General features: G+C 62.6%; 25 protein-coding genes. 17 read left to right on the plus strand and 8 right to left on the minus strand.

From position 1 onward, the window contains the following. Nucleotides 1-1,291 (minus strand): MFS transporter (locus M3P21_RS07085; protein ID WP_249708049.1); only part of this gene is annotated, 1,291 nt, incomplete at its 3' end. Between the two features lie 188 nt (nt 1,292-1,479). Between M3P21_RS07085 and cyoA the strand changes: the two genes are divergently transcribed. The 6 genes from cyoA (at nt 1,480) to M3P21_RS07115 (ending at nt 8,003) form a co-directional block, all read left to right on the plus strand. Next, complete coding sequence (cyoA, locus tag M3P21_RS07090; RefSeq protein ID WP_249708050.1) at nt 1,480-2,550, plus strand: ubiquinol oxidase subunit II; 1,071 nt, start codon at nt 1,480-1,482, stop codon at nt 2,548-2,550. Between the two features lie 18 nt (nt 2,551-2,568). Then, nucleotides 2,569-4,602 (plus strand): cytochrome o ubiquinol oxidase subunit I, encoded by a 2,034-nt coding sequence (cyoB, locus tag M3P21_RS07095; RefSeq protein ID WP_283780879.1) that lies wholly within the window; start codon nt 2,569-2,571, stop codon nt 4,600-4,602. After that, on the plus strand, nt 4,602-5,234 hold the full coding sequence (cyoC, locus tag M3P21_RS07100) for a cytochrome o ubiquinol oxidase subunit III (RefSeq protein WP_249708051.1): 633 nt from the start codon (nt 4,602-4,604) through the stop codon (nt 5,232-5,234). The genes cyoB and cyoC overlap by 1 nt, the downstream gene beginning before the upstream one ends. After that, the gene (gene cyoD / locus M3P21_RS07105) at nt 5,231-5,590 is read left to right on the plus strand and encodes a cytochrome o ubiquinol oxidase subunit IV (RefSeq protein WP_249708053.1); all 360 of its coding nucleotides are present in this window, start codon (nt 5,231-5,233) and stop codon (nt 5,588-5,590) included. The genes cyoC and cyoD overlap by 4 nt, the downstream gene beginning before the upstream one ends. After that, entirely contained in the window at nt 5,587-6,285 is a 699-nt protein-coding gene (locus M3P21_RS07110; RefSeq protein WP_249708054.1) for an SURF1 family protein, read from the plus strand. Before cyoD ends, M3P21_RS07110 begins: the two co-directional genes overlap by 4 nt. Before the next feature lie 140 nt (nt 6,286-6,425). Continuing rightward, complete coding sequence (locus M3P21_RS07115) at nt 6,426-8,003, plus strand: FMN-binding glutamate synthase family protein (protein ID WP_249708055.1); 1,578 nt, start codon at nt 6,426-6,428, stop codon at nt 8,001-8,003. A gap of 9 nt (nt 8,004-8,012) precedes the next feature. On the opposite strand, the gene M3P21_RS07120 is transcribed toward M3P21_RS07115, so the two are convergent. From M3P21_RS07120 to M3P21_RS07135, 4 genes are all read right to left on the minus strand, one after another. Then, complete coding sequence (locus M3P21_RS07120; RefSeq protein WP_249708056.1) at nt 8,013-9,071, minus strand: threonine aldolase family protein; 1,059 nt, start codon at nt 9,069-9,071, stop codon at nt 8,013-8,015. Next, nucleotides 9,071-9,541, minus strand: a complete 471-nt coding sequence (locus M3P21_RS07125; protein WP_249708058.1) for a YcgN family cysteine cluster protein — start codon at nt 9,539-9,541, stop codon at nt 9,071-9,073. The genes M3P21_RS07120 and M3P21_RS07125 overlap by 1 nt, the downstream gene beginning before the upstream one ends. After that, nucleotides 9,538-10,470, minus strand: coding sequence for a bifunctional riboflavin kinase/FAD synthetase (locus M3P21_RS07130; RefSeq protein WP_249708060.1), 933 nt, complete (start codon nt 10,468-10,470; stop codon nt 9,538-9,540). The genes M3P21_RS07125 and M3P21_RS07130 overlap by 4 nt, the downstream gene beginning before the upstream one ends. 362 nt (nt 10,471-10,832) lie before the next feature. Beyond that, nucleotides 10,833-11,549, minus strand: coding sequence for a GntR family transcriptional regulator (locus M3P21_RS07135; protein ID WP_249708062.1), 717 nt, complete (start codon nt 11,547-11,549; stop codon nt 10,833-10,835). Nucleotides 11,550-11,638: 89 nt separating this feature from the next. Here M3P21_RS07135 and M3P21_RS07140 point away from each other — a divergent pair, with 89 nt between their 5' ends. From M3P21_RS07140 to M3P21_RS07160, 5 genes are all read left to right on the plus strand, one after another. Beyond that, a complete protein-coding gene (locus tag M3P21_RS07140) occupies nt 11,639-13,159 on the plus strand; it encodes a UxaA family hydrolase (RefSeq protein WP_249708063.1) in 1,521 nt (506 codons plus the stop codon). Then, nucleotides 13,159-13,896, plus strand: a complete 738-nt coding sequence (locus tag M3P21_RS07145) for an SDR family oxidoreductase (protein WP_249708065.1) — start codon at nt 13,159-13,161, stop codon at nt 13,894-13,896. Before M3P21_RS07140 ends, M3P21_RS07145 begins: the two co-directional genes overlap by 1 nt. 21 nt (nt 13,897-13,917) lie before the next feature. Then, nucleotides 13,918-14,760: a fumarylacetoacetate hydrolase family protein gene (locus M3P21_RS07150; RefSeq protein WP_249708066.1), complete on the plus strand. Its 843-nt coding sequence runs from the start codon at nt 13,918-13,920 to the stop codon at nt 14,758-14,760. A 102-nt stretch (nt 14,761-14,862) separates the two neighbouring features. After that, complete coding sequence (locus M3P21_RS07155; protein WP_249708067.1) at nt 14,863-16,095, plus strand: lytic murein transglycosylase; 1,233 nt, start codon at nt 14,863-14,865, stop codon at nt 16,093-16,095. A 43-nt stretch (nt 16,096-16,138) separates the two neighbouring features. Continuing rightward, nucleotides 16,139-16,738: an HAD family hydrolase gene (locus M3P21_RS07160; RefSeq protein WP_249708068.1), complete on the plus strand. Its 600-nt coding sequence runs from the start codon at nt 16,139-16,141 to the stop codon at nt 16,736-16,738. Between the two features lie 13 nt (nt 16,739-16,751). Here the strand turns inward: M3P21_RS07160 and M3P21_RS07165 are convergent, their stop codons facing one another. Beyond that, complete coding sequence (locus M3P21_RS07165; protein WP_249708069.1) at nt 16,752-17,714, minus strand: acetyl-CoA carboxylase carboxyltransferase subunit alpha; 963 nt, start codon at nt 17,712-17,714, stop codon at nt 16,752-16,754. A 125-nt stretch (nt 17,715-17,839) separates the two neighbouring features. Here M3P21_RS07165 and M3P21_RS07170 point away from each other — a divergent pair, with 125 nt between their 5' ends. Beyond that, nucleotides 17,840-18,673, plus strand: a complete 834-nt coding sequence (locus M3P21_RS07170) for an AraC family transcriptional regulator (protein WP_249708070.1) — start codon at nt 17,840-17,842, stop codon at nt 18,671-18,673. Between the two features lies 1 nt (nt 18,674). Here M3P21_RS07170 and M3P21_RS07175 read toward each other — a convergent pair whose 3' ends face one another. After that, nucleotides 18,675-19,271: a LysE family translocator gene (locus M3P21_RS07175; protein ID WP_249708071.1), complete on the minus strand. Its 597-nt coding sequence runs from the start codon at nt 19,269-19,271 to the stop codon at nt 18,675-18,677. A 73-nt stretch (nt 19,272-19,344) separates the two neighbouring features. On the opposite strand from M3P21_RS07175, the gene M3P21_RS07180 reads away from it, so the two are divergent. Both M3P21_RS07180 and M3P21_RS07185 read left to right on the plus strand, forming a co-directional pair. After that, nucleotides 19,345-19,797 (plus strand): Lrp/AsnC family transcriptional regulator, encoded by a 453-nt coding sequence (locus M3P21_RS07180; protein ID WP_249708072.1) that lies wholly within the window; start codon nt 19,345-19,347, stop codon nt 19,795-19,797. 115 nt (nt 19,798-19,912) lie between these two features. Further along, nucleotides 19,913-20,503: a PA14 domain-containing protein gene (locus M3P21_RS07185; protein ID WP_249708074.1), complete on the plus strand. Its 591-nt coding sequence runs from the start codon at nt 19,913-19,915 to the stop codon at nt 20,501-20,503. A 57-nt stretch (nt 20,504-20,560) separates the two neighbouring features. Here the strand turns inward: M3P21_RS07185 and M3P21_RS07190 are convergent, their stop codons facing one another. After that, the gene (locus tag M3P21_RS07190; protein ID WP_249708077.1) at nt 20,561-21,523 is read right to left on the minus strand and encodes an L-malyl-CoA/beta-methylmalyl-CoA lyase; all 963 of its coding nucleotides are present in this window, start codon (nt 21,521-21,523) and stop codon (nt 20,561-20,563) included. A 295-nt stretch (nt 21,524-21,818) separates the two neighbouring features. On the opposite strand from M3P21_RS07190, the gene dgcN reads away from it, so the two are divergent. From dgcN to M3P21_RS07205, 3 genes are all read left to right on the plus strand, one after another. After that, entirely contained in the window at nt 21,819-22,820 is a 1,002-nt protein-coding gene (gene dgcN / locus M3P21_RS07195; RefSeq protein ID WP_249708079.1) for an N-acetyltransferase DgcN, read from the plus strand. Nucleotides 22,821-22,889: 69 nt separating this feature from the next. Then, nucleotides 22,890-23,855 carry an N-acetyl-D-Glu racemase DgcA gene (gene dgcA / locus M3P21_RS07200; RefSeq protein ID WP_249708081.1) on the plus strand — a complete coding sequence of 322 codons (966 nt, stop codon included), beginning with the start codon at nt 22,890-22,892 and terminating at the stop codon, nt 23,853-23,855. Between the two features lie 11 nt (nt 23,856-23,866). Next, on the plus strand, nt 23,867-24,727 hold the full coding sequence (locus tag M3P21_RS07205) for a D-amino-acid transaminase (protein ID WP_249708082.1): 861 nt from the start codon (nt 23,867-23,869) through the stop codon (nt 24,725-24,727). Nucleotides 24,728-24,737 lie beyond the last annotated feature (10 nt).

The raw sequence follows: 24,737 nt of genomic DNA on the forward strand, positions 1-24,737 counted from the left end.
GAACGAAACCAGAGCCGCCGCCACAGCCCGCTTGCGCGGCCTTGAGGCGGTTCAGCTGGTAGAGCGCAAAAAAGGTCACGACCACGCCCGAAATCAGATACAGCGCCGACGCCCAGAGGCCGAATGCCACGGTCAGGCCCAGCCCGATCAGCGGTGCAAAGGCAGCGCCGGTGATCCAGGACAGGTTGGTGGCCATCGCGGTGCCGGAATAGCGGTATTCGGGGGCAAACCGGTTGCCGACAATGGCGCTGGCCTGCCCATAGGCCAGCCCCAGCACCACGAAACCGAAGACAATGAAGATCGCGGGTTCGTTGTTCAGCGTGTCGATCAGAAAGCTCAGCACAACGATCAGGCCGGTGCTGATCACCAGCACCACACGCTTGTTCGTCATGTCGGCCAGCTTGCCCGACGCCATGACCGCAATGATCGCCAGCGCGCAGCCGATCAACTGGATCACCAGAATGCGCGAGATGTCCTGTTCGCCATAGAGCAACTCATAGGCCAGCGGGAACACCGTCACCATGTGGAACAGCGCATAGCTTGCCAGCGGCACCATGGTCGACAGCAGAACCTGGCGCCATTGGCTGTGCAGCAGCGCGCCCAGCGGGGCCGAGGTGGTCACCTTGGGGTCAACGCCCAGATCGGCATTGAGCAGCCGCAGCCGCGCAAACAGCGAGACCACATTCACCGCCATCACCGCGAAGAAGGCAAACCGCCAGCCCCATTGGATGAATTCTTCATCGGTCAGGAAATCGGTCAGCACAAAAAACAGTGAGGCCGCCACGAAGAACCCGATGGGTCCGCCCAATTGCGGCACCATGGCGTAAAGTCCCTTGCGGTGCTTGGGGGCGACATGTTGCAGCTGCAATGTCAGCCCGTCCCAGGCGCCGCCCAGCCCGAGTCCCTGCAGGATTCGCAGCACCGCCAGCAGCACCGGTGCCAGCCAGCCGATTTTCTCGTAGCCCGGCAGCAATCCGATGGCGACGGTGGCGCAGCCCAGGATCATCAGCGCCAGCGTGACCTTGGCGGCGCGCCCGATCTTGGCCTGTACCCAGCGCCCGGTCAGGCTTGCCACCGGTCGCGCAAGGAAGGCGAGCGAGAAGATGGCAAAGGATATCAACGTTCCTGTCACCGGGTCATGGGTGGGAAAGAACACCCGCGGAAACACCAGCGCCGAGGCGATGGCATAGACGAAGAACCCGAAGAAATCGGTGACGCGGGCCATGATGACAGTGATCACCACCTCGTCGATGGTGGCGCGTTCGGTATGGCTCTGACTGGCGGCGCTCATTGGGCCCTCCTCAACGTCTCGTCCTCATGGTGTTCTACACCGAAGGGCGCGCTGGCAAAAAGTGACCAGATGAGTCACCTTTTGTCGCATTGCGACACCGGCCCTGTCGGATCACAACATTACAATACACGCTATGGGGCAATTTTCCCTTTGCCAACGACTCGTTACGCATATGGTATGGAATCATTATGAAACGCGCAGTTCATATCGTGGCCCTGTTTTCCTGCCTCTTTCTGGCGGGGTGTGATCTGGTTGTGCTGTCGCCTTCGGGCGATGTGGCGCAGCAGCAAAGCGACCTGATCATCTATGCCACCGTCCTGATGCTGATCGTGATCCTGCCGGTCATGGCACTGACCGTGTTCTTCGCGATCAAGTATCGCGAATCCAACAAGAAGGCGAGTTACGAGCCCGAGTGGCATCACTCCTTCAGCCTCGAGATCGTGATCTGGTCGGTGCCGCTGGCGATCATCATCTGCCTTGCGGGTCTGACCTGGGTGGCAACCCACCGACTTGATCCTTACCAGCCGCTGACCCGGATTTCGCCGGATCAGCCAGTGAACCCTGAGGTGATGCCGCTGGTCATTCAGGTGGCCTCGATGGATTGGAAATGGCTGTTCATCTACCCCGAACAGGGTATCGCCACCGTCAACGAGGTGGCCGCCATCGTGGACCGCCCGATCGAGTTCCAGATCACCTCGGCCACGGTGATGAACTCGTTCTACATCCCGGCGCTGGCGGGGCAGATCTATGCCATGGCGGGGATGCAGACCGAGATGAACGCGGTGATCAACAAGCCGGGCGTCTATGACGGGTTCTCGGCCAATTACAGCGGCGCGGGATTCTCGCAGATGCGGTTCAAGTTCCACGGGATGGATCCCGCCGGGTTCGACGATTGGGTTGCCAAGGTCGGCACCAGCGCGCAGGTGCTTGATGCCGATATGCTGGCAAAGCTGAACCAGCCCAGCATCGCGGACCCGGTCAGCTATTACGGCGCGATCTCGGACACGGTCTGGGACCGTCTGGTCAATACCTGCATCGATGCCGACAGCCTCTGCCGGAACGACATGATGATGGTCGATGCACTGGGCGGCGGCGGGTTGGAGGGGCTGTGGAACCGTGAGATGTTCCGCGGCATCTGCTCGGCCGAGGACCCCGGCGCGTTCATCGCCATGCTGCGGCCCGAGATGCGTCTGCGCGGCGATGAGATCGTGACCGCCATGTCGCTGCTGCCCGGCATCACCCCCGACACACGACACTAGCAGGAAGAGAGACCTCAGATGGCGACATCCTCCGATCCCCATGGTCTGGCCTCCGGCAGCGTGGATATCCATCCGTTCTGGGGCAAGCTGTCCTGGGATATCTTCCCGTTCTACGAACCCATCTTGCTGGTCACCTTCATTGGTGTGGTGACCTTGGGCCTCGCCGTGCTGGGCACGATCACCTATTTCCGCCTCTGGGGCTATTTGTGGAAAGAGTGGTTTACCTCCATCGACCACAAGAAGATCGGCATCATGTACATGGTGCTGGGTCTGATCATGCTGCTGCGCGGATTTGCCGACGCGCTGCTGATGCGGGGCCATCAGGCGATGGCCGCCAGCGGCTCCGAGGGCTATCTGAACGCTCATCACTATGACCAGATTTTCACCGCCCATGGTGTGATCATGATCTTCTTCGTGGCGATGCCGTTTGTGACCGGATTCATGAATTACGTGATGCCGCTGCAGATCGGCGCGCGCGATGTGGCCTTTCCATTTCTCAACAATCTGAGCTTCTGGCTGACGGTTTCCGGTGCGATCCTTATCATGATCTCACTTTTTGTGGGGGAATTCTCAACCGCGGGCTGGCTCGCCTATGCGCCTTATTCGGGGCTGGAATACAGCCCCAGCGTGGGCATGGATTATTACCTCTGGGCGCTCAATATTGCCGGAGTCGGCACCACGCTGTCGGGCATCAACCTGGTGGTGACCATCGTCAAGATGCGTGCGCCGGGCATGACCTTTATGCGGATGCCCATTTTCACCTGGACCGCGCTTTGCACCAACATCCTGATCGTCGCGACATTTCCGGTACTGGCTGCCACGCTGGCGCTGTTGACCGCCGACCGCTATCTGGGCACCCATTTCTTTACCAATGAGCTGGGCGGCAATCCGATGATGTATGTGAACCTCATCTGGATCTGGGGCCACCCCGAGGTCTATATCCTGATCCTGCCGATCTTTGGCATCTTTTCCGAGGTTGTTCCGACCTTCACCGGCAAGCGGCTGTTTGGATATACCTCGATGGTCTACGCGACCTGCGTGATCATGATCCTCAGCTATATCGTCTGGCTGCACCATTTCTTCACCATGGGGGCGGGGGCCAATGTGAACTCGTTCTTCGGGATCACCACGATGATCATCTCGATCCCGACCGGGGCCAAGATCTTCAACTGGCTGTTCACCATGTACAAGGGCCGCATCCGGTTCGAGGTGCCCATGCTGTGGGTCATGGGTTTCATGATCACCTTTGTGATTGGTGGCATGACCGGAGTGCTGCTGGCGGTGCCACCGGCGGATTATGTGCTGCACAATTCGCTGTTCCTGATCGCGCACTTTCACAATGTGATCATTGGCGGCGTGGTTTTCGGCATCTTTGCCGGAATCGTCTACTGGTGGCCCAAGGCGTTTGGCTTCAAGCTTGAACCGTTCTGGGGCAAGGTCAGTTTCTGGTGCTGGCTGATCGGCTTCTACCTGGCCTTCATGCCGCTTTACGTGCTGGGGCTGATGGGCGTCACCCGCCGTCTCAGCCAGTTCGAGGATACGTTCTATTCGGTCTATTTCATCGTTGCCCTGATCGGCGCGCTGTTTGTGGCCGCCGGTATCGGGGCGTTTCTGGTGCAGATCGTCCAGTCGATCCGCAAGCGCGAGGAATTGCGCGATGTGACCGGCGATCCGTGGAATGGCCGCACGCTGGAATGGTCGACATCATCCCCGCCGCCCTATTACAACTTCGCCTTCTCGCCCCGTGTGCATGAGATCGACGCCTTCGCCCAGATGAAGCGCGAGGGGTTTACGCGACCCACCGATGGGTTTGTGCCGATCCACATGCCACATTCCACGGCAACCGGCGTGGTGCTGGCGGCGATCCTGACGGTGATGGGCTTTGCGCTGATCTGGCATGTGTTCTGGCTGGCCGCTGCCAGCTTTGCCGCGGCGCTGCTTTACGGCATCGGCCACACCTTCAACTACAACCGTGACTACAATATCCCGGCCGACGAGGTGCGCAGCATCGAGGATCAGCGCAGCGCGCAACTGGCACAGGCGGCGGAATGATGACGGATAGCCCTGTGAACGACGCGTCGAAATTCTACGTCCTCGACGAGCCGCACCACGACGCGGATCACGCCCATGAACCCCCGACGATGCTGGGGTTCTGGGTCTATCTGATGAGCGATTGCCTGATCTTCGGCATACTCTTTGCGACCTATGCGGTGCTGGGGCAGAACTATGCCGCCGGGCCGTCGCCCGCCGATCTGTTCGATATCGAGATGATCCTGGTAGCGACCTTCGCGCTGCTGTTCTCGTCGGTGACTTTCGGTTTTGCGGTGCTGCGGATGGATCACGGAGACCAGCGCGGTACGCTCTTTTGGCTGGTGGTCACCGGCCTGTTCGGCGCGGCGTTCCTCTATCTGGAATATCAGGAGTTCAGCCATCTCTGGCATCTGGGCGCCACGCCGATGGCCAGCGCCTTCCTGTCCTCGTTTTTCTTCCTCGTGGGCACCCACGGGCTGCATGTGACCGCCGGATCGATCTGGCTGGTCGTGTTGCTGATCCAACTGTCCCAGCACGGTCTGACCCCGGCCAACACCCGCCGGGTGATGTGTCTGAGCCTGTTTTGGCACTTTCTCGACCTGATCTGGATCGGGGTCTATTCGCTCGTCTATCTCACCGGGGTGCTGTTATGAGCAATCACGTCAAAGACGCGGGTCACGGCTCGTTGCATTCCTATCTTGTCGGTTTTGCCCTGTCGGTGATCCTGACGCTGATCCCGTTCTGGCTGGTACTGGGCGATGTGATCGACAACAAGGTCTGGGCCGTGGTGTTCATCTTCACCCTCGGTGGCGCGCAGATGCTGGTCCATATCCACTACTTCCTGCATGTCTCGTTGAAGGTGGACGAGGGCTGGCAGGTGATGTCGATGGTGCTGACCATCCTGTTGCTGGTGATCGTATTGGCCGGGTCGATCTGGGTGATGTTCAACCTGGACGAAAACATGATGCCCGCCCATGACCGGATCGAGCGCGCGCGCGCGCTGCAATGACGCAGACGGGCAGGCCGGTCTGGCTGACGGTTCTGCTGCTTGGTCTCTGCGCGGTTCTGATCCTCATCTTCATTCTGCTGGGCAACTGGCAGATACGCAGGCTGGCCTGGAAAACGGACCTGATCGAGCAGGTCGAGAGCCGCGCCTATGGCGACCCGGTGCCTGTTCCGGCAGAGTTTGACCCGGATGCGCATAGCTATCTGCGGGTTACGGTCACGGGCCGGTTCGACATGGAAAAGCAGGTTCTGGTCAAGGCTGTCACCGGATTGGGGCCGGGATATTGGGTAATGGTCCCGCTCCTGACCGGACGGGAGGCGATCTGGATCAACCGGGGTTTCGTTCCGGCGGATGAACGGGACTCGGACGGCTGGGTCGCGCCCGCCATACCGGTGACCGGCCTGCTGCGCCCGACCGAACCCGAGGGCACGCTGCTGGAGCGCAACGACGCAGTGGACGGGCGCTGGGTCTCGCGCGATGTTCAGGCGCTGTCGCAGACGGTTGGATTGAGCGTGACCGCGCCGTTTTTCATTGATGCCGACCCCTCGGGCGGGGCGTCGGCATGGCCGCGCGGAGGTCTGACCCAGCTTGGGTTTCGCAACACTCACCTGTCTTACGCGCTGACCTGGTATGCGATGGCGGCGTTGCTGTTTGGGGCGGTGACCTGTCTGGGCCTTGGATGGCTGCGCCGGACCTGATCGCGTCGCCACGCGGGTGACCCGCGTAGCACCTTGCGGAGGAAACTGTTGCCAACCCGGCACTTACGCGCAACCATGCCCCTGAAGCGCCGGATGCGCAGCGGCCCTCTGGGCTTGGCCACGTAACAAGGGACGGATGAATGGTACGCAAGATATACTATGCGGTGGCGCTATTGGGTTTGCCGCTTGTGCTGCTGCTGGGGTGGCTCTGGTCGCCGGCCTATTGGCTTCTGATCCTCGTGATCCCTTATATCATCGTGGGTTTCTACGATCTGACGACCACCCGGCACAACGTGTTGAACAATTACCCGGTTCTGGGCCATTTCCGCTATGCGATGGAATTTGTCAGCCCCGAGATCCGGCAATATTTTGTGGAAACCAACGAAAGCGGGCGGCCCTTCAACCGGATCACCCGCGCGCTGGTCTATTCGCGGGCCAAGGGGCAGGCCGATACGCTGCCCTTCGGCACGCAGTTCGATCTGCAGAAAGTGGGCTATCACAGCACCAACCACTCGCTTGCGCCCAAGGAGGTTGACGCCTCGGAGGAGCGGGTGATGCTGGGTGGGCCGCAATGCGACAAGCCCTATCTGGCCTCACGGCTCAACGTTTCAGCGATGAGCTTTGGCGCGCTCAGCTCCAATGCGATCCGGGCGCTGAATGGCGGTGCCAGGGATGGTGGTTTTGCCCATAACACCGGCGAGGGCGGGCTCAGTCCGTATCATCTGGCCGAGGGCGGCGACATCATCTGGCAGATCGGCACTGGCTATTTCGGCTGTCGCACCAAAGAGGGCGGGTTCGACAAGGACCTGTTTGCCGAAAAAGCAAAGAAGGATGTGGTCAAGGCCATCGAGATCAAGCTGAGCCAAGGCGCCAAACCCTCGCATGGTGGCGTCTTGCCAGCCGCCAAGGTCGATGAAGAGATTGCCAAGATCCGCGGGGTGGAGCCGCATAAGGACGTGATCTCACCCCCGGCCCATTCCGCCTTTGACGGACCGACCGGCTTGATGAATTTCGTCCAGCACCTGCGCGAGATGTCGGGCGGCAAGCCGGTGGGGTTCAAGCTGTGCATTGGCAACCGGTCGGAGTTCATGAGCATTTGCAAGGCGATGCTTGACACCGGTATCCTGCCCGATTTCATCACCGTGGACGGGGCCGAGGGCGGCACCGGTGCGGCCCCCGTGGAATACACCAACCGGCTGGGAGTTCCGCTGAACGAGGCGCTGATCTTCGTCAACAACTGCCTGCGCGGTATCGGGGTGCGCGACAAGATCCGGGTGATCGCCTCGGGCAAGGTGGCGACGGGGTATGATCTGATCGAGAAATTCGCGCTGGGGGCTGATATGTGCAATTGCGCGCGGGCCATGATGTTTGCGGTGGGCTGCATTCAGGCGCTGCATTGCAACACCAACCGCTGCCCCAGCGGGATCGCCACCCAGGACCCGGTGCGCGCCCGTGCCGTCAACGTGACGCAGAAACGGGTCCGTGTGCATCGGTTTCACGACGCCACGCTGGAAAGCTTTCGCGAGTTGCTAGGCGCGATGGGGCGCGAGACGGTTGCAGATCTCAGCCCCTCAGACATCCGCCGCCGCAATGCCAATGAATGCGAAGAAAGCTATGCCGAGCTTTTCACCCATCTGAAAGAGGGTGCGCTGCTGGGCAAGAAAATCCCGCCGGAATTTGCCGCCGATTGGGACCGCGCCTCGGTTGATCGGTTCTGAGCGTCGGCGTCAGGCTCCGGCAGGGGCCGTGTTCGAGATCAGCGCCAGGAACCGGGTGATCTCGGCCTCCTGCATCGACCAGTCGCAGACCAGGCGGCAGCTTAGCAGGGCGTTCTCGTCCGGGCCGTCCAGCTCTTCGCCTTCCATGTGATAGACCGCCCCGGCGTCAATCAGGCGGCGGTGCAGGTGGCGGGGCAAGCGGGCGAAGATCATGTTGGCCTGCGGCTCATACAGGAACACCGCACCCTCCGTGCGCAGCCCTTCGGCCAGATGGGCGCAATTGTCATTGGCCATGCGCGCTGAGCGCAGCCAGAGATCGTCGCGCAGATAGGCCGCCATCTGGGCCGACAGGTAGCGGTGTTTCGACAACAGGTGGCCGCCGCGCTTGCGGCGCAACTCAAATTCCTGCGCCTTGGTCGGATCGAACAGGATCACCGCCTCGACCCCCATCAGCCCGTTCTTGGTGCCGCCAAAGCTGACCACGTCCACGCCCGCTTTCCAGGTCATCTCGGCAGGCGTGCAGCCAAGTGCCACCAGCGCATTGGCAAAGCGCGCACCGTCCAGATGCAAAGGCAGGTCATAACCATGCGCCACCACGCCCAATGCACGGATCTCGTCCAGCGTATATAGCGTGCCGCATTCGCTCACCTGGGTGATCGAGACCGGGCCTCGCTGTGGCCCGTGCACGCCGCGATTTCCTTCGCCCTCAATGGCGGTTCGCAGCGCCTCAGGGCTCATCTTGTCGTCGCCTGCAACCAGCGTCAGCTTGGCCCCGCTGTAGAATTCGGGCGCGTTGCATTCGTCGCGGTGGATGTGTGAGACAGGGGTGCAGAACACGGTGTCCCAGGGATCGGCCAGCGTGGCCAGCGCCAGCGCGTTGGCCGAGGTGCCGTTGATCACCAGATAGACCGCCGCGTCGGGCGCTTCGAACAGGGAGCGGATTCGGTCGCGGACCTCATCCATCATCTCATCGGCACCATAGCCCATCTGGTAACCCTGGTTGGCCTCGGCCAGCGCCTGCAGGACTTCCGCATGGACCGGGCCGGAATTGTCAGAGGCAAAGAACATCAGGTCGGCTCCTCGATAATATGGTCTTCCCATTCGTCTTCGGGGGTCTCGAATTCCGAGACCGTCCAGCCGCGCACCGAGACGCCCGCCTTGTGCACGCTTTCAGCCGTGCCCGAGATCAGCGGGTGCCAGTCGTAAAGCGGCTTGCCCTCCCAGAGCAGGCGATAGGCGCAGGTCTGCGGCATCCAATAGGCGTGGCTGTCCAGATTGTCGGGCCGCAGCACGATGCATTCCGGCACGAACTGATGGCGGATGTCATATTGCGCGCAGCGGCAGCTCTCGTCATCCAGCAGGCGGCAGGCAACGCGGGTCAGGGCGACCTCGCCGCTGTCCTCATCTTCCAGCTTGTTGAGGCAGCATTTGCCGCAGCCATCACACAGCGCCTCCCATTCCTTCTGGGACAGTTTGGCGAGCGGCTTACGCTCCCAGAACCGGGGGGTCAGCCCCTTTCGGTCAATCGGATCGCTCATAGCGCCGCAAGGATGCCGCGCGCCTGCGCGCAATCGCCGTCCATCTGCGCGATCAGGGCGTCGAGCCCGTCGAACTTTAGTTCGGGGCGCAGATAGGCGACCAGCCCGACCGAGAGCGTCGCGCCATAAAGATCACCCGAGAAGTCAAACAGGAAGGTCTCGATATTGGGTTGTTCGCCGTCGAACATGGGCCGCACCCCGACCGAGGCCGCGCCGTGATAGCTGCCCGCATGGGGGCCATCCAGCACATCGACCAGCACCGCATAGACGCCGAATTTCGGCAGATGCAGCCCGTCCATCGACATGTTGGCGGTGGGATAACCCAGCTCGCGCCCGCGCTGCTCGCCACCGATCACCTCGCCCTCGATCCGGTGCCAGTGGCCCAGCATGGCGGCGGCGTCGCGAGGCTGGCCAAGGCTCAGCGCCTCGCGGATCGCGGTCGAGGACACGATTCGGTCGGAATGTTCCATCAGCCGGGCGATGGTGACGCCAAAGCCCATTTCGGCTCCAAAACGCTCAAGGTCGCCGGCATCGCCGCTGCGCCCCTTGCCAAAACAGAAATCAGACCCGACGACCACGTGGCGCAGGCCCAGACCGTCGGCCAGCACGTTGCGCGCGAACTCTTCGGGCGACAGCCCTGCGAGGCCTGCGTTGAAGTTCAGCTCATACAGCCGCTCGACGCCCAGCTTCTCCAGCCGGTGCGCGCGCGAATTGGGGCGCATCAGGCGAAAGGGCGGGGCGGAGGGGGCAAAATACTCGCGTGGATGCGGCTCGAAGGTCAGCACGCCCAGCGGCGCATCGGGGGCTGCGGCGCGGGTCTGGGCGATGACCGCCTGATGGCCCAGATGCACGCCGTCGAAATTGCCGATCGCAACGCTCGCGCCGCGATCTTCTGGGGTGACGAACTGATGATCCCGAATGATCTGCATAACCCGCATCCGTACAAGCAGAGCGGGGCCGGTTCAAGCGTGGTTTGGCGGCGCAACGCGCGCCCGGCTAACGTCATGCAAACCGTGACTGGTGCAGGGTGGCGGCGATCGATCCTTCACCTGCGCTCCTTGGGGCCTGCGTGTCGTAACAGACGTGGAACCGGACCCTGTGGCAGGGGTCTCGACCGACCGGTTGGCCGAGCGGGGGTGACGCCCCGTTTCCGATCTCCGCACCCGGTGGCGCCACCGATCATATCCCAAACATGATGCCCTGACGGGTTCCACCGCCCTGGCCAAGCCAGCGGCGGGCAAGGGCGATTCTGCGGGCGGACGAACAGCCTCGCCGCAGATCATCGCCCCTTTCAGGCCTGCGGTGAGAAGAGTTCGGGTCGGTCCTCGGCCAGTTGCGCGATCCGGGGCATGAGCTGGCCCAGGTGGTGGCGCATCCGGTCCTGCGCGGTGTGCGGATCGCGGTCACGGATCGCCTCGAAGATGGCGCGGTGTTCGTTCAGTGTCTCGGCCATCCGGCCCGGTGAGGGCAGCAGCAATATCCGCGCGCGGGTCACCTGCAGCGAGACTTTTTGCGCCACATCCGTCAGTCGGGCAAAGCCGGTGAAGGTCATGAGCAGGGCGTGAAACGTTTCATCCGTCTCGTAGAAGCCCCGGAAATCGCCATCCTCGGCCAGCAGCGCCTGCAGGCGCAGGGTCCGGTTGAGCTGTTGCAACTGCTCTTCGGTACGGTCCCGCGCCACATTGCCCACTGCCGCCAGTTCCAGCGCTTCGCGCAAGAACGCGCCTTCGCGAATTTCCGGCATCGAGAAATAAGCCACGCGCGTGGCCGATTGCGGGATCACCTCGACCAACCCGTCCTCTGACAACCGCGCGATGGCGTCAGAGACCGGTGCGCGCGACACACCCAGGCGCGCGCAGATTGCTGGCTTGCGCAGCACTGCGCCGGGCGGAAACTCAAGCGTCAGGATCGCCTGCTTCAGCGCCCGGTACACCTGTTGAGACAGCGGCCCATCCTGCGCGCCGACGGGGCTGAGTCGGGTCATGTCGATGTCTGGGGTCAGGGTCATGGGGCCTCATGTGTTAGCTAACATGTTAGTTGACAGTTTTTGCCCGTCAAGCTAGCAAACTCCCACCACCCGCAATGAAAGGACCCGCCATGAGCGGCCCGGCCCGTGATACGATTCGGCTGCATCCGAAGGACAATGTGGTGATCGCCCTGCGTGATCTGCCTGATGGAACAGGGGTTGAGGGCGCGGTACTGCCCGCGCCGGTGAGTCGCGGGCACAAGATCGCGGTGGCCGCGATCCGGGCAGGGCAGGTGGTGCGGCGTTACGGGCAGATCATCGGAGCGGCGAAACTCGATATCGCACCCGGCGACCACGTGCATGTGCACAATCTTGGCATGGGTACGCATCAGCAGGACTATGCCTTTGCCAGCCAGAACGATCCGCTGCCGGCGATCGACGGGGCGCGGGTCTTTCAGGGCTATCACCGCGCCGATGGCAAGGTCGGCACGCGCAACTATATCGGCATCCTGACCACGGTGAATTGTTCGGGTTCGGTGGCGCGCTTCATTGCCGAGGCGGCCGAGAAATCCGGCCTGCTGGATGCCTTTCCCAATGTGGATGGGATCGTGCCCATCGTGCATGGTACCGGCTGTGGCATGTCGATGCGCAACGAGGGGTACGCATCGCTTTTCCGCACGTTGTCGGGTTATGCGCAGCACCCCAATTTCGCGGGAATCCTGCTGATCGGGCTGGGTTGCGAAGTGATGCAACTCTCTGATCTGGTGGGCGGTCGCCCGATCCGGGCCGATGGCGCGCTGCGCTACATGACGATCCAGTCCGAGGGCGGAACGCGCAAGACCATCACGCGCGGGCTGGAGGAACTGCGCGGTATCGCCGCCCAAGCCAATCAGGCCATGCGTGCCCCCGCGCCGGTGTCAGAACTGACGGTCGGCCTGCAATGCGGTGGATCGGACGGCTATTCCGGGATCACCGCGAACCCGGCGCTGGGTCATGCCTCGGACCTGCTGGTGCGCCATGGCGGCACGACGATCCTGTCGGAAACCTCGGAGATTTACGGTGCCGAACACCTGCTGACCCGGCGCGCCGAATCCAGAGCCATCGGCGAAGCGCTGATCGACCGCATCCGCTGGTGGGAGGACTATACCGAACGCAATGGCGGCGAGATGGACAACAATCCCAGCCCCGGCAACAAGCGCGGCGGGCTGACCACCATTCTGGAAAAATCGCTGGGCGCCGTGGCCAAGGGTGGCACCGCGCCGCTGCGCGGGGTCTACAAATTCGGCGAGATCGTGGATCGCAAGGGGTTCGTCTTCATGGACAGCCCCGGCTTTGATCCCTGTTCGGTGACCGGGCAGATCGCCTCGGGGTCCAACCTGATCGTGTTCACCACCGGGCGCGGCTCGGTCTCGGGCTACCAGCCGACGCCTTGCATCAAGCTGGCGACCAATTCCGAGATGTATGCAAGGATGGCCGAGGATATGGACCTCAATTGCGGCGATATCGTCAGCGACGGGGTCAGCATCGAAGACAAGGGCAGGGCGCTTTTCGAGTTGCTGATCCGGGTGGCGTCGAGTGAGCATACAAAGAGCGAAGAATTGGGGTTCGGGGGCGTCGAATTTGTGCCCTGGCAAATCGGAGCGGTGATGTGATGGGACGACTTTCAGGAAAACGGGCGCTGGTGACGGCAGCGGGGCAGGGCATTGGCCGAGTATCGGCCGAAATATTCGCCGCCGAAGGGGGCGAAGTGCTGGCCTGCGACATCAACGAGGCAACGCTGGCAGAGTTGGAACCCCTCGACGGGATCACCCCGTTCCGGCTCGATGTGACCGACGCGGACGCGGTGCGCGATGCGGTGGCGCGGATCGGGCCGGTTGATATCCTGTTCAACTGCGCGGGATTTGTGGCGGCGGGGACGATCCTTGACTGCGACGAGGATGACTGGGCGTTCAGCAATGACCTGAACGTCACCGCCATGTACCGGCTGTGCCGGCTGGTGCTGCCGGGGATGCTGGAGCGCGGGGCCGGGTCGATCGTCAACATGTCCTCGGTCCTGTCCTCGATCACGTCGGCGCCCAACCGGTTTGCCTATGGCACGACCAAGGCGGCCGTAATCGGGCTGACCAAGTCAATCGCTGCCGATTTCGTGACACAGGGCATTCGTTGCAATGCGATCTGCCCGGGCACGGTCGATACGCCCAGCCTGCATGACCGGCTGCGCGCCACTGGCGACTACGACAAGGCGATGGACGCGTTTGTGGCCCGTCAGCCGATGGGACGGCTGGGCACCGCCGAAGAAATCGCCAAGCTCGCGCTTTATCTGGCGAGCGACGACAGCGCCTATACCACCGGACAGGCTTTCGCCATCGATGGCGGCTGGAGCATCTGACATTTTGAGAAGGGATCACCGATGAAACTACTGCGCTATGGCCCGGTCGGGTCGGAACGGCCCGGTCTTCTGGACGGCGATGGCAATATCCGCGACCTCTCGGGGCAGATTGCGGATGTGAGCGGGGATGCGCTGGGCGATGCGGCGCTCGAGCGGATCCGGGCGCTGGACCCGGCCTCACTGCCGCTGGTTGAGGGTAATCCGCGCTTCGGTGCCTGCGTCGGGCAGGTGGGCAAGTTCATTGCCATCGGCCTCAACTATGCCGATCACGCCGCCGAGGCGGGGATGGAACTGCCACCCGAGCCGATCGTTTTCTTCAAGGCGACCTCGTCGATCTGCGGCCCCAATGATCCGATCGAAATCCCGCGCGGGTCGGTCAAGACCGATTGGGAGGTCGAACTGGGCGTGGTGATCGGCAAACACGCCAAATATATCAGCGAGGACGAGGCGCTGGATCATGTGGCGGGCTATTGCACCATCAATGACGTCAGCGAACGGGAATTCCAGATCGAGCGTGCCGGGCAGTGGGTCAAAGGCAAATCCGCCGACACTTTCGGCCCGATCGGCCCCTGGCTGGTCACCCGCGATCAGGTGCCCGACCCGCAGGACCTGCCGATGTATCTGGAGGTGAACGGCACCCGCTATCAGGACGGCTCGACCCGGACCATGCATTTCGGCGTGCGCAAGGTGGTGTCCTACCTGTCGCATTTCATGAGCCTGCATCCCGGCGACGTGATCGCCACCGGCACCCCGCCGGGCGTTGGTATGGGTCTGAAACCGCCAGTCTATCACACGCCCGGTGACCGGGTGGAACTGGGTATCGGCGGGCTGGGCGTGCAGGTCCATGATGTGGTGGCCGGATAGCGCCATTTTCCGGCGTTTCATCGCCGGGGCGCACATGTGCCGCTGGTTTGCCTGTTGCGAAGCCGCTATCGTGTGAAAAACACCAGAGCAGGCGAGAGCGGTATGATTGACAGGCGTTTCTTTTTGTCCGGGCTGGGCGCCCTGGCGCTGGCCGGGTGCGACACTCCGGCGGCCAGCCCCACCCGGCCACAGCGGATGCGGGCGGTGCCCAATGCGGGCTATGACGCCTGGGTGGCGAATTTCCGGGCGCGCGCGCCTGCCCGTGGCATCTCTCAACCAACGCTGGAGCGCGCCTTTCAGGGCGCTGGCTATCTGCCCGGCGTGATCGAACGCGACCGCAACCAGACAGAATTCAAGCGCTCGCTCGAGGATTATCTGGCAATCGCCGCCTCGGATGAGCGGGTGAGCACCGGCAAGCAGAAACTGCGCAGCCATCAGGCGGTGCTGACCCGTATCCAGCAGCAATATGGCGTCGAGCCGGAATATGTCACCGCGATCTGGGGGCTGGAAAGCCGCTATGGCGCGCGCCGTGGCGATGTTCCGGTGGTCTCGGCGCTGTCAACGCTGGCCTATGACGGGCGGCGCGGGCAATTCTTTGAAAGCCAGCTGGTGGCCGCGCTCAAGATTCTGCAGAACGGCGACACCACGCCCGACAAGATGACCGGCAGCTGGGCCGGGGCGATGGGGCATACGCAGTTTATCCCGACCTCTTATCTGGCCTATGCGGTGGATTTCACTGGCGACGGGCGGCGTGACATATGGGATGACGACCCCACCGATGCGCTGGCCTCGGCGGCGGCTTATCTGCGGCGCTCGGGCTGGACCCCGGGCCAGCCCTGGGGTGTCGAGGTGCAATTGCCGCCGGGGTTCAATACCGGGCTGACCGGGCGCGGCAGCAAACGCCGCCCCGGCGACTGGGCGGCGCTGGGCGTGCGCGACGTGACCGGGCGCGCGGTGCCGGATTACGGCGCTGCCTCGGTGATCCTGCCGGCGGGGGCGAGCGGCCCGGCTTTCATGATTTTCAACAACTTCACGGTGATCACCCGCTACAACAACTCCACCAGCTATGTGATCGGGATCGGCCATCTGGCCGACCGGATCAAGGGCGGGCCGCCGATCCGGGGCAGTTTCCCGCCTGACGCGCAGGGCATGACGCTGAAGGACCGCAAAGAGCTGCAGACCCGCCTGACCGCCGCCGGGTTCGACACGCAGGGCGCCGATGGGGTGATCGGGTCGAACACCACCTCTGCCATCTCCGCCTATCAGCGCGCCAAAGGGCTGCCGGTGACCGGGCAGCCGACGCAGCAATTGTTGCAACGGCTTCGGCGCGGATAGGGCAGAACGGGCGCAGCACGGTTTCTTCGAGCAGGATCAATTCATGAAGAACGTCATTTTCGATTTCGGCAATGTGCTCATCCGGTGGCGTCCCTATGCCGCGCTGAACGGGTATTTTTCCACCGAAGCCGAGATGCTGACCTGTTTCGAGCAGATCGATTTTTTTGGCTGGAATGCCGAACAGGATCGCGGCCGCAGTTGGGAGGACGGGTTGGCCATTGCCGCGCGCGATTATCCCGAACATGCCCATATCTTCCACGCCTATTCCAACGGGTTGGACGCCGCTCATGGTGAACGGGTGCCGGGGATGTCGGACCTCGTCGAAGCCCTGCATCGGCGCGGCGTGGGTCTGTTCGGGCTGACCAATGCGGCCGAGGCCTCGTTCCAGGCGGTGAAAAGGACCGCGCCGGAAATCGGGTATATGCGCGATGTCGTGGTGTCGTCGCGCGAGGGGCTGATCAAGCCGAGCCCAGAGATATTCGAGATGTGCCTGAGCCGGAACGGGATTCAGGCCTCTGATGCACTCTTTGTCGATGACAGCGCCGGGAATTGCCGGGGCGCCGAGGCGATGGGCATCCGGGCACATCTGTTCACGGATGCCGCCACGTTGCAGGCGGACCTGCGCGCGTTGGGTCTGCTCTGAGCGGGGGGCAGGCTCAGGCCGCCAGCCCCTTGTTCCCGAGGTCGAGGAATTTCTGGCGGCGGTCCTTGATCAGCGCGTCACGGTCCTTGCCGGTCAAATCCTTCAGCATGTCACCGATGGCGCGGCCAACGCCTTCGATTGTGGCCGTCCTGTCGCGATGGGCACCACCATGAGGTTCGGATATGATCCGGTCTGCCACGCCCAGCTTGTGCAGGTCCTGCGCGGTCAGGCGCAGCGCCTCGGCCGCCTCGCGCATCTTTTCGGCATCCTTCCAGAGGATCGAGGCGCAGCCCTCGGGTGAGATCACCGAATAGACGGAATGTTCCAGCATTGCCACGCGGTTGGCGGTGGCAAAGGCCACGGCCCCGCCCGATCCACCCTCGCCAATAATGACCGAGACCAGCGGTACGCCGATGCGCAGGCACATCTCGGTCGATCGCGCGATCGCCTCGGACTGGCCGCGTTCCTCGGCGCCTTTGCCGGGATAGGCGCCGGGCGTGTCGACCAGCGTGATCACCGGCAGGCCAAAGCGGCCCGCCATGTCCATCAGGCGGATCGCCTTGCGATAGCCTTCGGGGCGCGCCATGCCGAAATTGCGCTCGATCCGGGATTTGGTGTCGCTGCCTTTTTCATGGCCGATCACCATCACCGGCTGGTCGTTGAACCGCGCCAGCCCGCCCATGACCGAATGGTCATCGGCAAAGTTCCGGTCGCCCGCCAGCGGGGTGTATTCGCTGAACAGTGTCTGGATATAATCCTTGCAGTGGGGCCGGTCGGGGTGGCGCGCCACCTGGCATTTCCGCCAGGGCGTCAGGTCCTTGTAGAGATCACTCAGCATCACTGCCGCCTTGGCGTCCAGCGCCGCTGCCTCGTCGGCGATATCCATCTCTTCGTTGGCACGGGCCAGCGCGCGCAGTTCTTCTGCCTTGCCTTCGATTTCGGCCAGCGGTTTTTCGAAATCCAGATACTGGGTCATGACGCCTCTTTTGCGCGGTGTTTGCCGATATATGGCCCGAGGGCGGACGGGATGCAACTCAGCAAGATTTGTGACATGTCGTCGTGGCATGTGGAAGGGGCAAGGACAAGGGAGCGATACGCGACATGACCAACAGCTACGAGGACCGGGTTCTGCGCGTTCTGGACCATATCCATGACAACCCCGCCGGGGACCTGTCGCTGGACGCGCTGGCCGATGTCGCGGCGATGTCGCGGTTTCACTGGCACCGGGTGTTCCGGGCCATGACCGGCGAGACCTGCGCCCAGGCGGTGCGGCGCATACGCTTGCACCGCGCGGCAGGATGGCTGTTGCAGAGCGACAGATCGCCCGAGCAGATTGCAGCGGATGTCGGATATCCCAATCCCAGATCCTTCGCGCGGGCCTTTTCCGAGGCCTATGGCGTCAGTCCCGCAGCCTATCGCAGGACCGGCCACCCGACGCCCGCCCATCCACAGTTCAGAACCGGAGAGTATCCCATGCATCCCGTGACCACCCGTACCGAACCCGCCCGCCGGATGATCGGCCTTGCCCATAAGGGCGCCTATATGGAGATCGGCAAGAGCTTTGAAAGCTTCGCCGCGATGTGTGAGGCGCGCCAGCTTTGGCCGAATGTCGGTGCCGGGCTGGCCATCTACCTGGACAATCCCGACGCTGTGCCCGAGGCGGATTTGCGCAGCTTTGCCGGGGCCGAATACCGGGGCCCGGACGTGCCCGATGGCATGGAGGAGCGGCATATCCCCGGCGGCAAGACCGCCGTTCTGACCTATAAGGGGCCATATTCCGGCATCCATGCGGCCTATCACTCGCTGTTCGGGAACTGGCTGCCGTCCTCGGGCGAGGAACCCGCGGACCGGCCCTGTTACGAGATTTATCTCAACAACCCGCGCGACACCGCGCCCGAAGCGTTGCTGACCGAAATCTGCCTGCCGCTGAAATAGCTCAGCCGGGCCAGAGCACCGGGTAGAGCGAGGCGACCAGCAGTGCCGCCATCACCCCGTTGAATATGCGCAGCTGGCGCGGGTATCTCAGGATTCGCGCCAGTTGCTGACCAAGTACGGTCCAGGAACTGATGCAGGGCAGGTTGATTGCCCCAAAGATCGCGGCGACCAGCAGGATCGCGGGGATCGAACGGTCCGGCGCGTAGATGCTGATCGCGGTCAGCGCCATCGCCCAGGCCTTGGGGTTGACCCACTGAAACGCGACGGCCTGCAGAAAGCGCATGGGGGTGCCTGCCTCGGTCTGGCGGTCAACGGGTGCCGCGGTGGCGATCTTCCACGCGAGATAAAGCAGATAGACTACCGAGCAGGTCTTGAGGATCGCGTAGCTGAGCGGAAACATGTCGAACAGGCCCAGCAGCCCGGCACCGACCAGCGCGATCATCAGCGCAAATCCGATACCCACCCCCAGCATATGCGGAATGGTGCGGCGAAAGCCGAAATTGGCCCCGGACGCCATCAGCATCAGGTTGTTGGGCCCCGGCGTTATCGACGAGACGAAGGCAAATCCGACAAAGGCGAGCAACAGGTCATAATTCATGCCAGCAAGCATCGCGCCATTTGCCCGAATTGAAATTGCGAAAATTTGGTTTGATGCCCTATATTTGCAACTTATGACGAAACTGGATCACACAAACCGCACGATATTACGGGAATTGCAGCGGGATGGACGAATCTCGAACCTGGAACTGGCCGATCGCGCCGGTCTCAGCCCCTCGGCTTGTCTGCGTCGGGTGCAGGATCTGGAACGGCGCGGGATCATCAAGGGATATCGCGCGGTGCTGGACCCGGTGGCGCTGGGCCATGGATTCGTCGCCTATATCGGTGTCGGTCTGGGAGAGCACACCAAGGCGGCGCAGGAAGGATTCGAACGCGCCATCGCCAGCGCGCCGGAGGTGGTGGAATGCCACAACATCACCGGGACCATCGAATACCTGCTGCGTGTCGAATGCGCCGATCTGCCCAGCTACAAGAGCTTTCATACCGATGTGCTGGGCACCCTGCCGCATGTGACCGCGATCACCTCGTATGTGGTGATGGGCTCGCCCAAGGATGAACGGGCGTAAGGGGAAAAGTTGACCAGCCGAGACTTGCCGGGGCCGATCTTCCTGCCTAGGCTCGCCGCAATTCTGTCGTGAAGCCGGCGCAGACCGGGCGGCATTGTCCAGCAGGGAGAAAGATATGACGTTCTTAACACGGGCGAGCGCCGCTTTGGCATGCGTTCTTGTGGCCTCTGCCGCAGGGGCCGCACCCAAGAAACTGCAACCCGCAAACCCGCAGCCGTCGGGGCTTAAATCCGGCCTGACGGTGGCCTATGCCTGGGCTGGGGATCTGCCCGCCAAGATCGACTTTCTGGCGCAAGCCAAGGACCTGCTGAAAGAGGGTACCAAATCCGGTAAACCTCTGCGCGGGCTGGATTATCGTGATACCGATGAAGGCGATCCGGTGCTGACCTTCGACCAGACCTACAACGTGGCCGCTGCCATCCGGGGCTATATCCGCTTTGACGAACCCGGAACCTACGAGGTCGAGACCTGGTCCAATGACGGGCTCGAGGCGTTTGTCGGTGGCCAGAAAGTGGGGATCGTCACCGGCCGTCAGACCTGCTCGCCGAACCAGCGCACCACCGTCGAAGTGCCGCAGGCGGGCTGGTATGATCTGAACATGGTCTATTTTCAGAAATGGGCGACCTCCTGCCTGATGATGAAATGGGGCAAGGAAGGCGACGAAGATCTGAAATGGGTTCCCAATGATGTGTTTGGGTACAAGTAGCGGCCTGCAGGGCCGGACGTTCAAAGGGGCACCGTGCGGGTGCCCCTTCTTGTTTGATCAACCGTTTGCCGCAATCAACTCGGATTGGGCCACGATCACCTCGGCCTGTTTGATCGAGGCGATATCGACCAAACGGCCTTTGTAGACGGTGGCGCCTTCGCCATTGGCCTTGGCCTGTTCCATTGCGGCCAGAATCTCGCGCGCTTCGGTCACGGCCTCGTCCGAGGGGGTGAAGACCTGATTGGCCAGCGCGATCTGCTTGGGGTGGATCGCCCATTTGCCGACCATGCCCAAGGTGGCGGAACGTTTCGCCTGCGCGATATAGCCCTCATCATCCGAGAAGTCACCAAACGGGCCATCGACCGGCAGCACGCCATGGGTGCGGCATGCGGCGACGATGGCGGCCTGCGCCCAGTGCCAGGGGTCGGACCAGTGCTTTTCGCCCTCGCGCAGCATGTAGTAGTTTTCCTGGGTGCCGCCGATGCCGGTGGTCTGCATCCCCATCGAGGCGGCAAAATCGGCAGCCCCGAGGCTCATCGCCTGAAGGCGCGGGGACGAGGCGGCGATGGCCTCGACATGGGCGATCCCGGCCGAGGATTCGATGATCACCTCGAAGCTGACCGGCTTGCTGCGGCCCTTGGCGCGTTCGATGGCGGTCACGAGGGCATCCACCGCATAGACATCCTCGGCGCAGCCCACTTTGGGGATCATGATCTGGTCGAGCCGGTCGCCCGCCTGTTCCAGCAGGTCGACCACGTCGCGGTACCAGTAAGGCGTGTCGAGCCCGTTGATGCGGACGGACATGTATTTGTTGCCCCAGTCCACGGTATTCAGCGCCTCGATCACATTGGCGCGGGCGGTGTCCTTGTCGCTGGGCGCCACCGAATCCTCAAGGTCGAGGTTGATGACGTCTGCGGCCGACGCGGCCATCTTGGGGAACAGTTTGGTGTTCGAGCCGGGGCCGAATAACTGGCAGCGGTTGGGGCGTGCCGGGGCGGCGGGTTGAATGCGAAAGCTCATGGATCGCCTCGTATAGTAAGGAAATTGCGATTTTCTCAGCTTGGGGGATATTAAATTGCGAGGATGCCTGCAAGCGCTATTGTGCGAGCGCAGCATTGGCGGTGCAGCATCTTTGGTGAATGGCCGTGATAGCCGCAGAGATGACCGAAGCGGGGGAAGTCCTTGGGAAAATCTCCGACAGTTTTATGTGTTTGCAGAATTATCTTGCGTCAATCAGTGGGAATTCAGGCGCAAAAACGAAACGCTTGCGGCCCCGTGCCCGTACTCTGCGCCAGAATCAGAGGAGTGAACCGCAATGATCGAGACGCCGTATCTTTTGTTCCTCGGGGATGCGCCCGACCAGCTGGCCGCGAAGGTGGCCATCGGCATCCGTGACTGGCGGCCCGAGAACGCCGTTGGCCAGATCCGCCTGCCCGGTTGCGGCGCCGATCTGGGGCTGACCGACCTGACGCTGGCCGAGGCCAAAGAGGCGGGGGCCAAGACGCTGGTCATTGGCGTCGCCAATCGCGGCGGCTTCATCAGCGACGCCTGGAAAGAGGTTCTGATCGCGGCGCTTGAAATGGGTTATGATCTGGCCTCTGGCCTGCACAACCTGCTGCGGGATGAGGGCGATCTGGTTGCCGCCGCGCAGACCCATGGCGGAACGCTGCATGACGTGCGCGTGCCGACGGTTGGCTATCCCATCGCCAATGGCAGGAAGCGGTCCGGCAAGCGCTGTCTGGCCGTGGGTACCGATTGTTCGGCGGGCAAGATGTATACGGCCATGTCGATGGATGCCGAGATGCGCAAGCGTGGTCAGAAATCCACCTTCCGTGCCACCGGCCAGACCGGCATTCTGATCACCGGGCAGGGTGTGCCTCTGGACGCGGTGATCGCGGATTTCATGGCTGGTGCCGTCGAGTATCTGACCCCCGAGAATGACGCAGATCACTGGGATCATATCGAGGGGCAGGGCTCGCTGTTCCACGTCTCTTACTCCGGCGTGACCATGGCGCTGGTGCATGGCGGTCAGCCCGATGCGCTGATCCTGTGCCATGAACCCACCCGCACCCATATGCGCGGGTTGCCCGAGTATTCCCTGCCAAGCCTCGCGCAGCTACGCGACACGGCGCTGCCGCTGGCGCGGGTGGCCAACCCGGCCTGTCAGGTGGCGGGTGTCTCGATCAACACCCAGCATATGGGCGAGGATGAGGCCCGCGCCTATATCGCTGAGGTGGAAACAGAGATGGGCATCCCCGCCACCGATCCCTACCGCTTTGGGGCGGGCAAGCTGGTGGATGCGCTGGCCGAGCTGTGATTTAAGCTCTCTGTCGGGGGAGGGGCTCTCTCCCGGCGTTATTCTGATTGACCAAGAAAGGGTGGGCGCGTGCAGATAGAGGTCTCTCGCGATGTGTTCCGGCTGGCGCAGGCTTTCACGATCTCGCGCGGGTCCCGGACCGAGGCGAAGGTGCTGACGGTGCGGATCAGCGACGGGGCGCAGCAGGGCTGGGGCGAATGCGTGCCCTATGCGCGCTATGACGAGACGCTGGACTCGGTCGAGGCCGAGATTGCCGGTCTGCCCGAGACATTCACCCGCCACAGCCTGATGGATTTGCTGCCCGCCGGTGCCGCCCGCAACGCGGTGGATTGCGCGCTGTGGGATCTGGAGGCCAAACGCGCGGGCAAGCGGGTGTGGGAACTGGCCGGTCTGCCCGCACCGGGCCCCGAGATCACCGCCTATACCCTGTCGCTGGACACGCCCGAGATGATGCGCGAACAGGCTGCCAAGAACGCCCATCGGCCTTTGCTCAAAATCAAGCTTGGCACAGCCGATGACATGCCACGCCTTGAGGCGGTGCGCGCAGGTGCCCCGCGGGCCAAGATCATCATCGACGCCAATGAGGGCTGGTCGGCCGAGGTTTATGCCGATCTGGCCCCGCATCTGGTCCGCCTTGGCGTGGCGCTGGTGGAACAACCCTTGCCCGCCGGTGAGGATGACGCGCTGCTGGGTATGGAGCGCCCGGTGCCGGTCTGCGCCGATGAAAGCTGCCATGATCGCACCAGCCTGCCCAAGCTGAAAGGCAAATATGACGTCGCCAACATCAAGCTCGACAAGACCGGGGGGCTGACCGAGGCGCTGAAACTGCGCGCCGCCGCGCTGGCGGGGGGCTATGACGTGATGGTTGGCTGCATGGTCGGCTCGTCGCTGGCCATGGCACCCGCGATCCTGTTGGCGCAAGGTGCGCTGGTAACGGACCTTGACGGGCCGCTGCTTCTGTCCGAAGACCGCGAGACACCGCTGATTTTTGACGATGCCGGAGTACACCCGCCCAAAGCGGCGCTCTGGGGCTGAGGAGAGTGACGATGACCCGAACCGTATACGTAAATGGCGACTACCTGCCCGAGGATGAGGCCAAGATATCGGTCTTTGATCGCGGTTTCCTGATGGCCGACGCGGTTTATGAAGTGACCAGCGTGTTGGACGGCAAGCTTATTGATTTCGACGGCCATGCGGTACGGCTGGAACGCTCGCTGCGCGAGCTGGACATGGCCGCGCCGTGTTCAAAGGATGAGCTGCTTGAAATCCACCGCAAGCTGGTTGCGGAAAACGGGATCGTCGAAGGGTTGGTCTATCTGCAGGTCACGCGCGGCTCGGATGGCGACCGGGATTTCCTGTTCCCGGCCCCGGAGACCAAGCCGGGTATCGTGCTGTTCACCCAGAACAAACCGAACCTCGCCGACAGCCCCGCGTCCAAGAAAGGTGCCAAGATCATTTCGATCGAGGATATCCGCTGGGGCCGCCGCGACATCAAGACCACGCAGTTGCTTTACCCGTCGATGGGCAAGATGATGGCCAAGAAGGCCGGATGCGACGATGCCTGGATGGTCGAGGATGGCTATGTGACCGAGGGCACCAGCAACAATGCCTATTTCATCAAGAACGGCACCATCGTGACCCGCCCGCTGAGCACGGACATCCTGCACGGCATCACCCGCAAGGCGGTGCTGCGGCTTGCGGAAGAGGCGCAGATGAAGATCGAGGAACGGCTGTTCACCGTGGACGAAGCGAAAGAGGCGGACGAGGCTTTTACCACTTCGGCCAGTGCCTTTGTGATGCCGGTGGTCGAGATCGACGGTGTGCAGCTTGGCGACGGTACGCCCGGCCCGATCGCCAAGCGCCTGCGCGAGATCTATCTGGACGAAAGTCGCAAGACGGCTGTTTGACTGGCTGGCC

It is taken from the genome of Ruegeria spongiae, from assembly GCF_023502395.1.
Lineage (GTDB): Bacteria > Pseudomonadota > Alphaproteobacteria > Rhodobacterales > Rhodobacteraceae > Ruegeria_C > Ruegeria_C spongiae.